Raw genomic sequence first — 15,232 nt, forward strand, 5'->3', positions numbered from 1 at the left:
GCCGCGTCACAGTGTTGCCCGTCGCACGGGCTTGACGTCTTTTGGTCCCGGCAGGTCCGGGCACGCGATGCCGTTCCCGTCGTCGTCAAGGTGATTCGGGTCGACCGGCTCGAAGCGCAGGACGGCCTGCGCGTCCGCCTGGCTGGCGAAGTCCGGGCAGTCGTAGGCGTCATTGCCGTAGCGCAGGAAGTAACGAGGGTCGAAGGACCGCTTCGGTTGTGGGCAGAGCGCGCTGCGGGTGTCGCCAGGACCGCACCTGAAGTGCTGTGCGATGCCGGCAACCGGTTTGGTGTCGCGCGGTTCCGGCAATCCACGGCACGCGACGCCGCCTCCGTCGTCAAGGTGGTTCGGATCGCTGGGGTTGTCCCGCAGCACCGCCTGGGCATCCGCCTGACTGGCGAAATTGATGCATTCGAAGGCGTTGCCGTGGGTGGCGTATTCCTTTGCGTCAAACACCTTGCTGTGCGGGCAGAGCGCGCTGCGCTGGGTGCCCGGCGTGCACCACTCGGGGTCGTGCTTCTGGGCTGGGGCGGCCGCGTCCGACCCACCGCGCGCAAGCGCCACGACGACCAGCGCCGCCGCAACCACCGCGAGAACCAGCACACCCCGCCTGATCGCGCGCGAGCGCGACCGTCTGCTCAACCGTGCCATTACACGCCTCTGCCCATCGTGCCGCCAGCCCCTCTCGTGCGTCCTGCAGCGGGCCGACGGCACACTCGTCCGCCGGCCCGTTGCAGGCTGGATACGTGCATTACATGCACAGCGGGCGCGGTTGTCAATCATTGACTACTGGGTTCCCGAGTGAGCACCATCTAGGCATGTGCGGCACTGCCATGCCGAAAACCTGGCAGATGCCCAGGAGTTCTCGGACATTTCCTGGTCCCACCAGCAGGGTGTCCGTGCGGCGGCCGCCGCCAACCGGATCGACGAGGAGTAGCAGATGCAACGAAGGTCCAGACGGGTTCGGAGCGCCCCGAACTCCGGCTTCACCGCGATGCGCCGGATACGGAACGCGTTCACGATGGGCGCCCTCGCGACGGCGCTGATCGCCGCCGCGGCACCCGCAGCACTCGCCACGACGGACTCGCAGGTCGGGATCGCGAACAACATGTATCCCGCGACGAAGGACATGAAAGGCACGATCGAGTCGCTCGGGTCGTTCACCGCGTTCACCGCGAATGGCGCATCGCAGATCGGCGGGTTCTGGAACAAGCCGGCCATCGATACGTCGACGATGCGGGGGATCACGTCGGGAAGCCTGCGTCAGCAGCTGAAGAGCGCCGGCCCCTACACCACGTGCGATCCGTCTTCGTCGAACAACTGCGTCAACGGGCCGTTGCACATTGACGCGTTCCTGTCGGCGGACGAAGCCAACGTGGACGCGGTCATCCCGACCGCGGATGGTGGGACGTGTACGGCGAGCGGGAGCGTCGAGTGCAACGGCGCGATCTCGAGCAAACATCCTGTGGCCATCGGGCACCTGGCGATCTACAGCTGTAGCGGCAGCTGGGCGGGCTCGACTCACGGTGATGACCCGTCCAACGCCGGGACCCCGCCGCTGGCGTTCGGCGCGGACGCCAATGGCAGCGGCAACGGCAAGCCGCAGTCGCCGCGGTGTGATGCGTCGTCGATCGCCGGCGGCGCGCCCACGACGATGTCGGGCGTGGTGAGCTGGCTTGCGACGAGCGGGCACCGGATCGCGATCGCCGACCCGGCTTCCGCGCCGTTCGGTGCGGCGTCCAAGCAGGCGTTGATACAGAACGGGTTCTCGTGGACGGCCAGCGGGGCGGGGCAGAACGTGTTCACCGGAAGCGCGTGCGACAGCGCCGGCACGGCGTGCAAGGTGCGGCTGGAATCAGGGATCAGCCAGGTGCGTGGCGCGGTGACGGCGAATGCCGGCGGGAACACCCAACTGGGTCTTGTCGCGAAGTCGAACATCATGCACGTGAGCTGGACGTCGAGTTCGCTGAACGGCACCACGGGCAACGATCCCAACACATGGACCGACGTTGATCCGAGCGCGTACTCCGGCTACGGAGACATCCAGCAGTTCGGCGTCGCCCTGAACGGCGGCAGCACCGGCGCAGAGGCCGCCTGGGACAACCTGTTCAACACCAAGTGGGACAGCAACACCACCATCCAGTCGACCCTCGCCGCCTACGGCTACTAGGCGATCCGGAGCACTGGGCAACGGACCGTCAGCCACGCGTGAACATCGCCCGCCGGCGGTCCCGGCTCACCGATCCCCGTCGGCGGTCCCGCTGCCGATCGGCGGCAGGACCGCCGAAGTGCGCATCCCGAGGCTACGCCGACACCCGCTCATCTTCCGTCCGGAAGATCCCCTTGCTCACACCTCGCGCGCGCGAGGGAGACAGCCTGCTCAACAGTGCCTCAGCACGCCTCCGTCCATCGCGCCGCCGACCGGCGGCAGGCTGGACAACGCGCATCGCGTACGCCGCAGAAGGTGCCCTCGCGGCTGCCGCCAACCGGAAGTCGGTTCACGCCACGCCATCCTGCCGTGAATGCCGGCCGAATCGGTAACTACCGCCGATCGATCCGCCGATCGGCGGTCGTACCGCCGAAATGCGTTACCGACCCTTGTTCATCAGGCCCTGAGGAGGGGCCTCACCCATGTGCAGATCACCACGTCGGCACCTCACCGTGCCGGACGGCCGCTCCCTTGCGGTCACGCGCGGTCGCTCACGCCGAGTTCCGGCGCTCATCTTCGCGGTAGCGACCGTTGTGATGGCCGGCAGCCCGGCTTCGGCGGCCGTCGCCGACACGACCAGCTTCAGTACCGCGGTGAACCTCGACGACAACGGCCGCGGCGGCTCCGCCGTCGCGATCGGCGATCTCAACGACGACGGGCTACCGGACGTCGTGACGGCGATCCGTGCCGAGGGCCTCGGCGTGTTCCTCGGCTCGGGCGGCGGCAGCCTCGGCGCCGTGACGAAGTACGCGGCACCGCGCACCGTGTCGAGCGTCTTTCTCGGCTCTGCAGTGATCCGCGACGTCAACGGCGACGGCCACATGGACGTCATCAGCCAGGACTCGCGCGGCAACGTCGCTCTGGTCTGGCTCGGCGACGGCTCTGGCGCTCTCGGCGCCGGAGCGGCGGTGCAACTCAACCCGACGCCCGGGTGCGACACCACGGGCGACAACCCGTGTGTCGCGCGCTTCCCGACAGACGTCGCCGTGGGCGACTTCGACGAGGACGGCAAGCCGGATCTCGCGACGTCCGACGCGAACACGAACAACGTCTCGGTAGTGCTCGGCAACGGCGACGGCACATTCGGCGCGGCGACGCAGTTCGGACTGGGCGGCGGTACCGGTCCGCAGGGCATCGCGGCCGCCGACCTCAACGGCGATGGCCATCTGGACATCGTCACGCCGAACTCGTCGACCGGCACGCTCTCCGTGCTGCTGGGCGACGGACACGGGGGATTCGGCACGGCGTCGAGCGTCCCGGCCGGTGTGACACTGCCGTCCAAGCTCAAGCTCGCCGACGTCAACGAGGACGGCAGACTGGACGCCGTCATCGTGGCGCCCGGCTCGCCGGGGCGCGTCGCTGTCCTGCTCGGCGATGGCACGGGCGGGTTCGGCACCGCGAGCGTCCTGTCGGCGGGGACGAACCTCAGCTCCGCGTCGGTGTCCGACCTGAATGGCGACGGCCACGCCGACCTGGTCGTTTCCAGCGCCGATTCGGACGAGGTCGTGGTGCTCGAGGGCGACGGCACTGGTGCGTTCGGCAGCCCGCTCGCATTCGGGCTCAACGGCGGCAGCAACCCGCAGGCCACAGCGGCAGCCGACCTCGACGGCGACGGACGTCCCGATGTCGTCACGGCCAACAGCAACAGCTCGGCGACGTACGTCAAGGACGCGTCGGTGCTGCTCAACACGACGAACCGGCCGCCGACGGCCGCGAACGAGTCGTACAGCCACGTCGGGGCGGACACCCCGCTCGTCGTCGGCGCTCCTGGTCTGCTCGGCAACGATACGGATGCCGACGGCAACACGCTGACGGCGTCGGTCGTGACCGGGCCGACGCACGGCACCCTCACGCTCGACCCGGACGGCTCGTTCAGCTACCAGCCCGGCAGCGCCTACGTCGGAAGCGACAGCTTCACGTACAAGGCGACTGACGGCACGGACGACTCGAACATCGCGACCGTGACGATCAGCGTCTCAGCCGGCTGTCACGGTCTCGCCGCCACGATCACCGGCAACGGGGTCGTGAACGGCACGAGCGGCGCCGACGTGATCGTGACCGGCAACGGGAACGACAGTGTCAGCGGGAATGGCGGCAACGACACGATCTGCGCGTTCGGTGGCAAAGACGCCGTGTCGGCCGGCAGCGGCGACGACTACATCGACGGCGGTGACGGCAACGACGCCATCAGCGGTGGTGACGGCAACGACGTCGTCCATGGCGGGGCGGGCGATGACGCGCTCTCCGGTGGTGGGGGCAACGACATCGTGGTCGGTGGCGCCGGCAGCGACACCCTCGCCGGCGGTAGCGGCACGGACGTCTGCGCCGGCGACGACAACGGCGGTCCGACGCTCCCGGGCACGGATTCGATCGCGGCCGGCGGCTCCTGCGAGACCATCGTTGAGGTGCCGTAGCCGACGAGCCGTTTCCGGCGGCTGCCGATGAGACGCCGACGTGCGTCGCGGGCTCGGCGATTGCGATGATGCGATCGCCGAGCCCGTCTCGCCGGCGCACGCGCATCGTCGAGCACGGTCCACGGCTACCGGGTGTGGTGCTGGACGCGTATGTGAAGGCTGCCGCGGAGCCGCCGGGGTGTCATCCGTCGTGGTCGTGCCGGACGGCATCAGCCGGGTCGAGTCATGGCACGCGCGCGGCGGTGACGTGAATGCCGAGGGGAGGACGATCATGAGCGTGACGTCAGCCGGTCTTGACGGCCGGCTGCGTCGAGTCGACGTCGACGGCGTCGAGAAACCGGCGCGCGGCGCGGACGTGTTCCAGTCGCCAGGCGTAGACCGCGCGGCCGACGTGGTCGCCGGCAGCGTGCTCCTTGGCGCGCAGCGACTTCTCGATCTCGTCGATGACGACCCGTTGACGCTCGACCAGACGAGCCGCGCTGGTGTCGCGACGCTGCAGCAGCAGAAGCTTGCACGTGAGATCGGCGCGGACGTCGAACAGTTCGGTCACGGGCTCGCTGAGCCACCGGCTGACCGTCGTCTTCGCCGAGCGGGTGGCGGCGTAGATCATGCGCTGCGGTCCGCGATTGCCTTCCTCGGAGCCGACCGGCGTGATCAGTCCACGCTCGACCAGCCGCGTGATCGACCGGTAGACCATGGGGCGCGAGATGTACCAGAACTCACCGATTTCCGCGCCCTCCGCGGTGAGGGTTGCGATGGCGAAGCCGTGGTTGGGGCGTTCGGCCAGGAGTGCGAGCACGATCCACTCGGCCAGTGGCAGATCAAGTTCCTTCATAGGGACAAGGGTAAGGATCGTCGGTGCTGTTTGCGATGTCGACCGAACCTGGAGCCGGAAAAGGCTGACAGGGACAAGATCCCAGGAGAACAGGCCGATCGGTCCGGCAGGCCCGGATGATTATGGTCAGTGGCGGACCGTTGTGAGCGGCGCACCCGTCGCGTACGGGTCACTCACGCTCTCGTACCAGTGGACGACAGGAGCGCCGACGAGGATGGCGGCGATGGCGCCGGCGGCGAGGAACACACCGAATGGCAGGCGGGTACGGCGGGTCGCTCGCCCCGCCGCCATGAGTGCGATGCCCACCAGCAACCCGGCGGCGCTGCCGGCCACCAGCGCGAGGACGAGATACCACGGACCGAGCCAGCCCAGCCCGGTGCCGAGCAAGCCGGCCAGGCGCACGTCGCCGAATCCGAGCCAGGCCGGCCGCACCCAGTGCAGGGCGAAGAAAACGGCGAATGCGCCGAATCCGCATGCCGCGGTCACACCGAGCCGATGCCACTGGCCGGTGGCCGCCGCGGCCGCGAGCAGACATGCGGCGGTGAGCCCGAGAGTCGGGTAGATCAGCCGCCGCGGGAGCAGGAACTGTTCGGCGTCGCAGGCGGCCAGGGCCAGCAGCCCTGCGGTGAAGACCAGTTCGGCCGGTAGCGCTGCCGACCAGCCGAAGCGCAGTGCCTCGGCGAGGAACAGGATCGCGGTGAGCGCTTCGATGAGCGGGTAGCGCGCGGGGATCGGAACCCGGCAGTCGCGGCAGCGCCGGCCCAGCAGGAGCCAGGACACGATGGGGATGTTGTCCCGGGCCGCGATCGGCGTGGCGCATCGCGGGCAGGCGGAGCGGGGCCGCACGACCGAGCGGCCGGCCGGAACCCGGGAGACGGCGACGTTGAGGAACGACCCCACCGCGAGCCCCAACAGACCGATGATCACGACAAGTGTGGGTGGCATGGGCGCAAGAGTGCCGTACCGCGCGTGCCCGTCGCTACCGCCACGATGCACATGCTCAAGACCTGTACTGCGGGCCTCTTCGACCCTCGCCGCGACCGACCTCACCATCCGCAAAGTGGTTCAGGCCGCCGGCAATTCCGGCGATGCCGCAGGCCGCCGACCACGGTTCGCCGGGTGGCGCTTCCGATGCCACCCGGCGAACCCAACCCCCTGACGACCGCCGGCCGGGCGACGTCCGGTGAGGACTCCCCCGTATCAGGTGCAGGGGTTCGACTGGCCGCCCGGGAGTGCGGCCTTCGGCGTGATGTCGTACGTGGCGCCGCTCGGTTTGACGTCGTACCAGGTGGAAGCGCTGGACAGGAACCCGCCGTTCACCAGGTCGTCCATGGTGCCGTACACGCTGCGGTTGTCACTGGCGAAGTATGCCTCTTCCGCAGTCTGGATCGTGGACTTGTCGGTCTTGCACGCCGAACCCTGGCCCTTGTCATTGATGCCGCGGACGGAGAAGACGACGATGGCAGCCAGGACGCCGAGGATCACGATGACCACGAGAAGCTCGATGAGCGTGAAGCCGGCTTCTGCCGTCTCGTTCAGTGCACGCATTCGCTGGCGCAACTTACCTTGCAGGTACGTGAACATCTTTCTCCCTCTACGGCGACCGGTGCAAGCAACGTCGAGTACTAGTAACAGACTGATTAATCAGCCGTAGACTACTTAGCGTGCAGTGGGCCTTCAAGCACTGATCCCGACGGTCACAACGGAGACGGCGCGGACGACAGCGCGGTGGTGTGATGTAGTATCCGGCTGACTAATCAGCGACTGACTAAACTGCGGATGCACTCGTGTCGAGTGATCCGCGTTGTTCTGGATGCGCGAAAGGGGTGGGTTCCTTGGCGAATCGCCGGCTTCTCCGGCGCCGCGCGGCGACGACAAGCCCTGCGGGCGAGGACGGCACCCCGCCCGACGGAACGCGGGGCCCGGCGCCGTCTCCGGTCCCGGCGGGCGAACCGGTCAGGGACGCGACGTCCGGCATGGCGCAGTCGTCGCCCGCAGGGCAGAAGCGGCCGCGTATCGGGGAACTGCTCGTGCGGCGCGGGCTGCTCACCCCGGCGCAGGTGGACGAGGCGCTCCTGCAGCAGTCGGCGTCGGGCAAGCGACTCGGCGCCCTGCTGGTCGAACTCGGCATGGTCGACGAGCGGTCACTGGTCGAGGCGCTGTCGGCTCAACTCGACGTCCCGGTCGCCGACCTGCGCCAGAGCGAACCTGATCCCGAGGCGGCCGCCCGGGTGCCGGAGGCGCTGGCCCGCTCGCTGGGCGTGGTCGCGGTGCGGCGGGCCGAGGGCACGCTGCTGATCGCGGCGGGCGACCCGGGTGACCCACGCGTACTCGACGAGGTCGGCCGGGCCGTCGCGCCGGATCGGGTGCAGTTGGCGATCGCGGCTCCCTCGGACATCCGGCGCTCGATCGACAGCACCTACCGGGCGTTGGCCGGCGTCAGCAGCCTGGTCGAGGCCTTCGAGGCGACCGAGACCGGCCGCAACGCCGACTCCGGTGCCAGGGTGGTGAGCGAGGACGCGCCGGTCGTGCACCTGGTCAACCTCATGCTGACCCAGGGCCTGCGCGACCGGGCCTCGGACATCCACATCGAACCGCACGCCGACCGGGTCCGGGTCCGGTACCGCATCGACGGCGCGCTGCACGACGTACTGAGCCTGCCGGAGAACATGGGCCCGTCTCTGGTCAACCGGATCAAGATCATGGCCAACATGAACATCGTCGACCGGCGGCGCCCGCAGGACGGGCAGATCGCCACCGAGATCGACGGCAGGTCGGTCGACATCCGGGTAGCGACCAGCCCCACCATCTGGGGCGAGAAGGCGGTGCTGCGGCTGCTCGACAGCAACCGCACACTGTTCCGGCTGGGCGAGCTCGGCATGCCCCCCGCGACCTACGAACGGTTCTCGTCCCTGCTGCGCTCCCCGTACGGCATGGTCGCTTGCGGCGGACCCACCGGCAGCGGCAAGACGACCACCCTGTACGCCACGCTCGGCGAGCTGAACCAGAGCGAGCGCAACATCACCACCATCGAAGACCCGGTGGAGTACGTGTTCCCGTCGATCAACCAGATCCAGATCAACGACCAGGCGGGCATCTCGTTCGCGACCGGGCTGCGTTCGATCCTCCGGCAGGACCCCGACGTCATCCTGGTCGGCGAGATCCGAGACGCCGAGACGGCGCGGATCGCGGTCGAGTCCGCTCTCACCGGCCACTTCGTACTGTCGTCCATCCACGCCGCCGACGCCTGCTCCGCGCTGCACCGGTTCGTCGACATGGGCATCGAGCCGTTCCTGATCACCTCCACGGTCGCCGGGGTGGTCAGCCAGCGACTGGTGCGGCGGATCTGCGATCAGTGCCGCGAGCCCTACCAGCCGGGCGTGGACGAACTGGCCTTCTTCGCAAAGGCCGGCGGGTCGACCGACACCGGGTTCTGGCAGGGCCGGGGCTGCAACTTCTGTTCCCGGACCGGCTACCAGGAGCGGATCGGCGTCTTCGAACTGCTGGTGATGAGCGACGCGGTCAAGCGGCTGCTCGTCGAGAAAGCGCCGATCGACAGCCTGCGCAAGGCCGCCCGCGAGCAGCACATGGACAGCCTCCTGGACGGAGGCGTCCGTCTGGTGGAGGAGGGGATCACGACCATCGCCGAGATCATGTCCAGCGTGTACGTGGTCTAGTGCCGCAACAGGCAACGTTCGCCGCTGCACTGGTGCCCGGCTCGCCGGCTGCCGCACCCCAACACTGACGACGCGAACCTCTGACACTGGAAACCGGGAGGGATCGGCATGGCCACCTTCAAGTACGTCGCGGTCGGCCCGGACGGGAAACGGGCGACCGGCGTGCTCAAGGGCTCCAGTGTCGACGGCGTGACCGACAGCCTGACCCGGCAGGGCTACGACGTGCGGTCGGTCAAGGCCGAGGGCCGCAACCTGCTGCAGCTCGAACTCACCGCGGAAAAGGTCGACCTGGTCGAGCTGAGCAACTTCTCCCGCCAGATGGCCGCCTTCATCAAGGCCGGAGTGCCCATCCTGGACGCCCTGGAGATCATCCGAGCCGAGACCAAGGACAAGAAGCTGGGCAAGGTGCTCGTCGACGTCATGGACTCGCTGCGATTCGGCGAAAGCTTCGCCGTCGCGATGGCCGCCCACACCAAGGCGCTCCCGCCGTTCTACATCTCCGTCCTGCGCTCGGCAGAGGCGACCGGTGAGCTCGATGTGGTGATGGCCCAGCTGTCCCGCTACATCGAGCGCGACGTCGAGGGCCGGCGCAGTATCCGCTCCGCCCTGACCTATCCGAGCCTGGTGATGGGTCTGGCCGTCGCCGTCGTCCTCGTCATCGTCATCTTCGTGCTGCCCCGTTTCAAGACGTTCTTCGAGTCCTTCCACGCGAAACTGCCGCTGCCGACCCGGATTCTGCTGGGCCTCACCGACTTCGTCACGGCCTGGTATCCGGTCATCGCCGGCGTGCTGGTCGCGCTCGTCGCGGCACTGATCGCCGGTTTGCGGACCGAGCGGGGACGGGCACTGCGCGACCGCTTCCTGCTGGCGATGCCGGTGGTCGGCGACGTGGTCCGCTTCATGATCATCGAACGGTTCTGCCGCATCCTGACCTCGATGATCAAGGCCGGCGTGCCCATCCCGGAGGCGCTCAGCCTGGCCGGCTCGGGCGCCAACAATCTGGTGTACGAACGGTCCATCGGGACGGCCCGGATGGAGATGCTCGAAGGCGGCGGCATCTCCCGGCCGATCGCCCGCACCAAGCTGTTCCCCGGGGCGGTCACCCAGATGATGCGCGTGGGGGAAGAGACCGGGACCCTCGACGATCAGCTCGAGAACGTGTCGGAATTCTACGAGAAGGAACTGCAGCACAAACTCAAGCGGCTGACCAGCATGTTCGAGCCGATCGTGGTGATCATGGTCGGGGTCGTCGTGGGGTTCGTGGCCGTCGCCCTCATCTCGGCGATCTACGGCGTCTACAACCAGGTCAACGTCCAATGACCGGCCCGGCACGCCGCCCGTGGCGCAGCCGCGGCGAAGAGGGCGAGACTCTGATCGAGGCTCTCGTCGCCGTGGTACTCATCGGCGTTGCCTTCGTGACCATCCTCGGGGGCATCGGCACCGCGATCATCAGCTCGGTCACGCAGCAGAAGGTGACCACCGCCGACTCGGTCATCCGCAGCGCCGCCGAAAAGGTCGTCAGCGACCCGTACGTGTCCTGCGCCGGCAATTACGAGACTCCGACGCCGCCGGCCGGGTACACCGTGACCGTCGAGATCGAGTACTGGGACGGGGTGGGTGCGTTCGGCCGGCCCTGCCCGACGGCCGATTCCGGCGTGCAGAAGGTAACGCTCACCGTGCGTTCGACCGGCCCGCACCCCGTCAGGGACGCGACGCTCGAGGTGGTCAAGCGGGAGTCGATGCTGTCATGACGACGCAACGGCCGACCGGGCGTTCGGAGTCGGGGTTCACCCTGACCGAGTTGCTGGTCACGATCGTCATCGTGGCCGTCATCGGGACACTGCTGTCCAAGGCGATCATCCTCGGACTGCGGTTCACGGCGGGCACCGAGAAGCGGGTGGCCGCCACCAGCGCGGTGGGCTCGCTCCACCGCTACTTCTACGGCGATGTGCAAAGCGCGGACGAGGTCACGACCGACCCCGCATGCGGCGTCGCCGGCGTGATCGTCCACCTGAGCTGGACCGGCACCGACGTCGTCTACACCTACGACCCGCCGACCGGCGCACTGAACCGGGTGAAGTGCACCGACCGAGGCGTCGTCAGCACGTTGCTGGGCCGGTTCGACAACGCCACATCGACCCATCCGGTGACTCTGACCTGCGGTGCCGAGACCTCGTGCACCTCGCCCACGGAGGTAACGCTGACCGTGCAGAGCGACCCCGCCGCGCCGCCGACGGCCCTCACCGCCGTCCGACGATCGAGCTCGTCATGACCGGCCGCCTGGATCCGCGCCGCCTGCGCGACGACGAACAGGGCGCGACACTGATCCTCGCGCTGGTCTTCGTCGTCGTCTTCAGCCTGGTCACCGTTTCGGTCCTGTCCTTCGTCGGCACGGGGCTGAAAGCCGCGAGCGTGTATGTCGACCAGGGCAAGCGGAGCTACAGCGCGGACGGTGCCACACAGCTCGCGATCAAGAACTTCTCGCAGGGCAACCCGTGCGCCGACTACACCGCCCCGCCGATCAACGGCCGGCAGATGATCGTCCACTGCGACCCCCTCAACACGTCTCCCGCAACCACGCGCGCGACCCAACCACAGGACGCGCTGCGCAGCCTGGGCCAGGCGGCGGAGGACGGCATCAACGTGACCACGCACGGCCTGCGCGTGCAGGGCAGCGTGTTCTCCCACTCGAACATCACCACCGGCGCCCGCGCCTCGATGGTGGTGTCGGGCGACGTGTCCGCCGTCGGCGACTGCTCCAGTGCCGTGTCACAGACCCGGCTGCCCCCGACCCAGGCGCCGTACGTGCACGACTGCGCCAACGACACCCCGTCGGCTCCCGCCGACGAGGTCGTGGGCGCCGACCCGGACTACACCCCGCCCGCCACGGCCGTCCCCGTCCGGCGGACGGTGCCCGCGTGCCCCGGCCCCGGTTCCTGGCTGGTGCGGTTGCAGCCCGGCTACTACGACGACGCCCGCGCCCTCACCCGTCTCACCGGTGGCGATTGCCCCCACGTCGTCGTGTGGCTAAAGCCGGGTGTCTACTACTTCGACTTCACCTTCACCGGCGGCACCGCGGTCTGGACGGTCGACGACCCCACGGTCAGCGTGGTCGGCGGCACGCAGGCAGGCTGGGATCCCGGGGCCCCCACCCGCCCGGCCATCCCCGACCCCGGCGGTTGCGACAAAACGCGGCCCGAAGGCGTCGAGGTCATGATGGGCGGCGGCAGCCGATTCCAGGTCGATCGTGGACACGTCGAACTGTGCGCCCCGGTGACCCCGGACGCGCAGCAGGTGGCGGTGTACGGGGTCAAGCCGCCGAATCCGTCACACACGCTGAAGCCGACAGCGGTGGTCACGAACACCGGCTTCGCCGACCCGGTCCATGCCCTGACCAGTGGCGAACAGCCGACCCTGCCCGGGTGTTCGCAACCGACGGGCACCGCGAGCTGCACGGCCGACGTCGTCCTCGACCCGACGCAACGCCGGTCGGCCTCGATGCAGCTCGCCGGCTTCACCCCGCAGGTGCCGCCCGGCTCGGTCATCACCAGCGCGACGCTGCGTGTCAGGCACGAGGACGACGGCGACCTGACCGCCCCCGGCGCGGTGAAGGTCACCACCGCCGTCGGCACAGACACCTGCCGCACCGACAACCTGCCCCGGCACACGGCGCTCGCCACGGATGCCCCGATCGACCTGCTGGGCGCGTGCGGGCTCACCGACCCGGCCCGGCTCACCGGCCTGACAGTGACCTACGCCGCCACCCTGGACACCGACGGCACCACCGCCACGGAGCGCCTGGACGGCATCTGGCTGAAGGTCGCCTACCGCACGCCGACCACGTTCAAGCCGACCGCCGTGACCGCATCGACCGGGTTCACCGCCACCGGCACCGATCCCGACAACGCCCTGGAGATCGGCGAACAGCCGACATCGCTGGTGGCCGGCGCCGATCTGACCACGGCGGCCCCGGCCGCGTCGATCACCCTGACCGGGTTCGGCCAGCCGCCCTTGCCGCCGGGGTCGACGATCGACTCTGCCGTGCTGCGGGTGGCCCATCAGGAGACCGGCGACGCGGCGGCGCCCAGAATCAACGTCACCCCCGCGGGCGGCGGTGGCAGTTGTAGCAACCTGCGGCTCACCGCGCGGGCCGGCCTGGGCGACGACCGCGTCGACCTGAAGGCATGCGGCATCACCGACCCCGCACAGCTGACCGGCCTGACCGCGACCTACACCGCCGGACTGAACGTGGGCGGCACCGCGGGCGCCGATTCCCTGGACGGCATATGGCTCGAAATCGTCTACGACCCGCCGCCGCCGCGGCCGGCGACGAGCGCGGAGTCGACGACGTTCATCCCCGCGGCCAACGCCAAGGCGATCGACGGCGCCAAGACGGCCCATGCCACACTCGACTCGGACACAACGCCGACCGCCACCATCGACCTCGGCGGTTACGACACCCCTGCGGTGGCACCCGGCTCTGTCCTGGACGGGGCCCTGCTGCACATCGCGCATCGCGACGATCCCGGGGCGACCGGAGGACCGCCGCCGACGGTCGCGGTCACCCTGACCGGGCCCGGCATACCCCGCTCCTGCACCACCGCGCAGAAGCTCGCCACGCACCAGGACGCCCTGACCACCGACACCCTGGACCTGGTCGCCGCCTGCGGGCTGACCGACCCCGCCCAGCTGACCGGCCTGGTCGTGACCTACACCGCCACCCTCGGCGCCGGCAGCACCACCGCCACCGATCAGCTCGACGGCGTCACCCTGGAACTGGCCTACCGACCCCCGCTCTCGGTACGGCCCACCAAGGCGATCAGCACCGCGACGCCCACCGCCGCGGCGTTCCTCAACCCCGAGAACGCGCAAGCGATCGACACCACCACCTCGACCGCGACGCTTGCCACGGCCACCCCGTCGGCGTCGATCCGGCTCGGCGCGTTCGCGATGCCGCCCCTGCCGGCGGGGGCGGTGATCGACAAGGTCGTGCTGCGCGTATCGCACGAGGACGACGACACCACCCCGGCACCGCCCTCGCCGACGGAGCCACCCACGGCCGCGCTGACCGTCTCCGGCACCGGTACCGCCTGCGACGCGAACCACGCCCTGACCGCCCATGAAGGGGCACCCGGTGTCGACGTGGTCGACCTCGGCGCCTGCGGGGTCATGAAGGGCGACCAGTTGTCCCAGCTCGCTGTCGACTATGCGGCGAGGTTGGGCACGGGCAGTACCGACGCCTCCGACCGGCTCGACGGCGTCGAGCTCGACATCGTGTTCCGCGCCCCGTCCATCAGGGCCCTGTCCGGCTGCCTCACCGCGGGCAGCCGTTGCGCGGTGCTGAAGTCGACCGACGACGCCGACACGACCACCGATCACAGCTGCCTGGTGATCAACGGCACCGTCTACGCGCCGACCGCTGCCGTCGACCTGTCGATGAGCCAGGTCGGCTCGCAGGTCGTCACTCGCGGCATCATCGCCCGGACCATCGATCTCGGCATCAGCCCGGCCACCGGATACCTCCGCCCGGTGATCGGAATCCCACCGGAGCCGGTGCTGTTCACGACCTATCCGGCCGTGATCGCGAAACCGGCGTCGGTCACCGCGATCACCAGGTTCACGACCCCGGCTCCCGGCGCGCCCGTCGACGTCACGGACGCCACCGTCCCCGGCGGTGGCCGGGCGTCCCTCACGTTGGGCGGCTACGCCCAGCCGGGACCGGCCACGACCGGACGGCTCGACCACGTCGTCCTGCAGGTGGCGCACCACGACGACGGCGACGTGGAGTCAGTGAAGATGTCGGTGGACTTCACCGGCAGCACCTGCACCGGCGTCAACTCACTGGACGTGCCGGTCCATCTCGGCTCGAGCGGTCCGGTGACCGACCAGGTCGACCTCGCACCGTGTGGCCTGACCGAAGCCTCCCAGTTGGCCGGGCTGACCGTGACCTACACCGTCACCGCCGGGAGCGGCGGCGCGACCGAGCACCTCGGCGGCACCCAGATCGACCTGCTGTCCGGCCCGCTCCTCCAGGCCGCCGTGTCCTTCGACGGCCACGCCGGCACCGTCAAGCAGTGGACGGTCCTGCCATGAGCAA

The 15,232-nt window shown here is 69.3% G+C and carries 11 protein-coding genes; 7 read left to right on the plus strand and 4 right to left on the minus strand.

The genetic code is table 11. The annotated features are described in order from the left end of the window. Positions 1–6: 6 nt before the first annotated feature. Complete coding sequence (locus ACZ7P3_RS11475) at positions 7–603, minus strand: hypothetical protein (RefSeq protein ID WP_472080681.1); 597 nt, start codon at positions 601–603, stop codon at positions 7–9. Between the two features lie 418 nt (positions 604–1,021). Here ACZ7P3_RS11475 and ACZ7P3_RS11480 point away from each other — a divergent pair, with 418 nt between their 5' ends. Beyond that, positions 1,022–2,170 (plus strand): type 2 periplasmic-binding domain-containing protein, encoded by a 1,149-nt coding sequence (locus ACZ7P3_RS11480; protein ID WP_472080682.1) that lies wholly within the window; start codon positions 1,022–1,024, stop codon positions 2,168–2,170. A gap of 491 nt (positions 2,171–2,661) precedes the next feature. Continuing rightward, on the plus strand, positions 2,662–4,623 hold the full coding sequence (locus tag ACZ7P3_RS11485) for an FG-GAP-like repeat-containing protein (RefSeq protein WP_472080683.1): 1,962 nt from the start codon (positions 2,662–2,664) through the stop codon (positions 4,621–4,623). A gap of 283 nt (positions 4,624–4,906) precedes the next feature. Here ACZ7P3_RS11485 and ACZ7P3_RS11490 read toward each other — a convergent pair whose 3' ends face one another. The 3 genes from ACZ7P3_RS11490 to ACZ7P3_RS11500 all read right to left on the minus strand — a co-directional run bounded on the left by ACZ7P3_RS11490 (position 4,907) and on the right by ACZ7P3_RS11500 (position 7,042). Beyond that, positions 4,907–5,458: a PadR family transcriptional regulator gene (locus ACZ7P3_RS11490; RefSeq protein WP_472080684.1), complete on the minus strand. Its 552-nt coding sequence runs from the start codon at positions 5,456–5,458 to the stop codon at positions 4,907–4,909. 126 nt (positions 5,459–5,584) lie between these two features. Next, complete coding sequence (locus ACZ7P3_RS11495) at positions 5,585–6,403, minus strand: prepilin peptidase (RefSeq protein ID WP_472080685.1); 819 nt, start codon at positions 6,401–6,403, stop codon at positions 5,585–5,587. Positions 6,404–6,658: 255 nt separating this feature from the next. Next, on the minus strand, positions 6,659–7,042 hold the full coding sequence (locus ACZ7P3_RS11500) for a competence type IV pilus major pilin ComGC (RefSeq protein ID WP_472080686.1): 384 nt from the start codon (positions 7,040–7,042) through the stop codon (positions 6,659–6,661). A gap of 392 nt (positions 7,043–7,434) precedes the next feature. Between ACZ7P3_RS11500 and ACZ7P3_RS11505 the strand changes: the two genes are divergently transcribed. The 5 genes from ACZ7P3_RS11505 (at position 7,435) to ACZ7P3_RS11525 (ending at position 15,228) form a co-directional block, all read left to right on the plus strand. After that, positions 7,435–9,135, plus strand: a complete 1,701-nt coding sequence (locus ACZ7P3_RS11505; protein ID WP_472080687.1) for a GspE/PulE family protein — start codon at positions 7,435–7,437, stop codon at positions 9,133–9,135. 108 nt (positions 9,136–9,243) lie between these two features. Beyond that, positions 9,244–10,455 carry a type II secretion system F family protein gene (locus tag ACZ7P3_RS11510; protein ID WP_472080688.1) on the plus strand — a complete coding sequence of 404 codons (1,212 nt, stop codon included), beginning with the start codon at positions 9,244–9,246 and terminating at the stop codon, positions 10,453–10,455. After that, positions 10,452–10,886, plus strand: coding sequence for a type IV pilus modification PilV family protein (locus tag ACZ7P3_RS11515; protein ID WP_472080689.1), 435 nt, complete (start codon positions 10,452–10,454; stop codon positions 10,884–10,886). The genes ACZ7P3_RS11510 and ACZ7P3_RS11515 overlap by 4 nt, the downstream gene beginning before the upstream one ends. Then, complete coding sequence (locus tag ACZ7P3_RS11520) at positions 10,883–11,407, plus strand: type II secretion system protein (protein WP_472080690.1); 525 nt, start codon at positions 10,883–10,885, stop codon at positions 11,405–11,407. The genes ACZ7P3_RS11515 and ACZ7P3_RS11520 overlap by 4 nt, the downstream gene beginning before the upstream one ends. Beyond that, positions 11,404–15,228, plus strand: coding sequence for a hypothetical protein (locus ACZ7P3_RS11525; protein ID WP_472080691.1), 3,825 nt, complete (start codon positions 11,404–11,406; stop codon positions 15,226–15,228). Before ACZ7P3_RS11520 ends, ACZ7P3_RS11525 begins: the two co-directional genes overlap by 4 nt. Positions 15,229–15,232: the final 4 nt, after the last annotated feature.

The sequence above is a fragment of the Streptomyces sp. NPDC107581 genome, assembly GCF_055657175.1.

Coding starts and splice junctions, on each gene's coding strand:
- ACZ7P3_RS11480 (WP_472080682.1), top strand. CDS start 1,022: ATGGGCGCCCTCGCGACGGCGCTGATCGCCGCCGCGGCACCCGCAGCA.
- ACZ7P3_RS11490 (WP_472080684.1), bottom strand. CDS start 5,458: ATGAAGGAACTTGATCTGCCACTGGCCGAGTGGATCGTGCTCGCACTC.
- ACZ7P3_RS11495 (WP_472080685.1), bottom strand. CDS start 6,403: ATGCCACCCACACTTGTCGTGATCATCGGTCTGTTGGGGCTCGCGGTG.
- ACZ7P3_RS11500 (WP_472080686.1), bottom strand. CDS start 7,042: ATGTTCACGTACCTGCAAGGTAAGTTGCGCCAGCGAATGCGTGCACTG.
- ACZ7P3_RS11505 (WP_472080687.1), top strand. CDS start 7,435: ATGGCGCAGTCGTCGCCCGCAGGGCAGAAGCGGCCGCGTATCGGGGAA.
- ACZ7P3_RS11510 (WP_472080688.1), top strand. CDS start 9,244: ATGGCCACCTTCAAGTACGTCGCGGTCGGCCCGGACGGGAAACGGGCG.
- ACZ7P3_RS11515 (WP_472080689.1), top strand. CDS start 10,452: ATGACCGGCCCGGCACGCCGCCCGTGGCGCAGCCGCGGCGAAGAGGGC.
- ACZ7P3_RS11520 (WP_472080690.1), top strand. CDS start 10,883: ATGACGACGCAACGGCCGACCGGGCGTTCGGAGTCGGGGTTCACCCTG.
- ACZ7P3_RS11525 (WP_472080691.1), top strand. CDS start 11,404: ATGACCGGCCGCCTGGATCCGCGCCGCCTGCGCGACGACGAACAGGGC.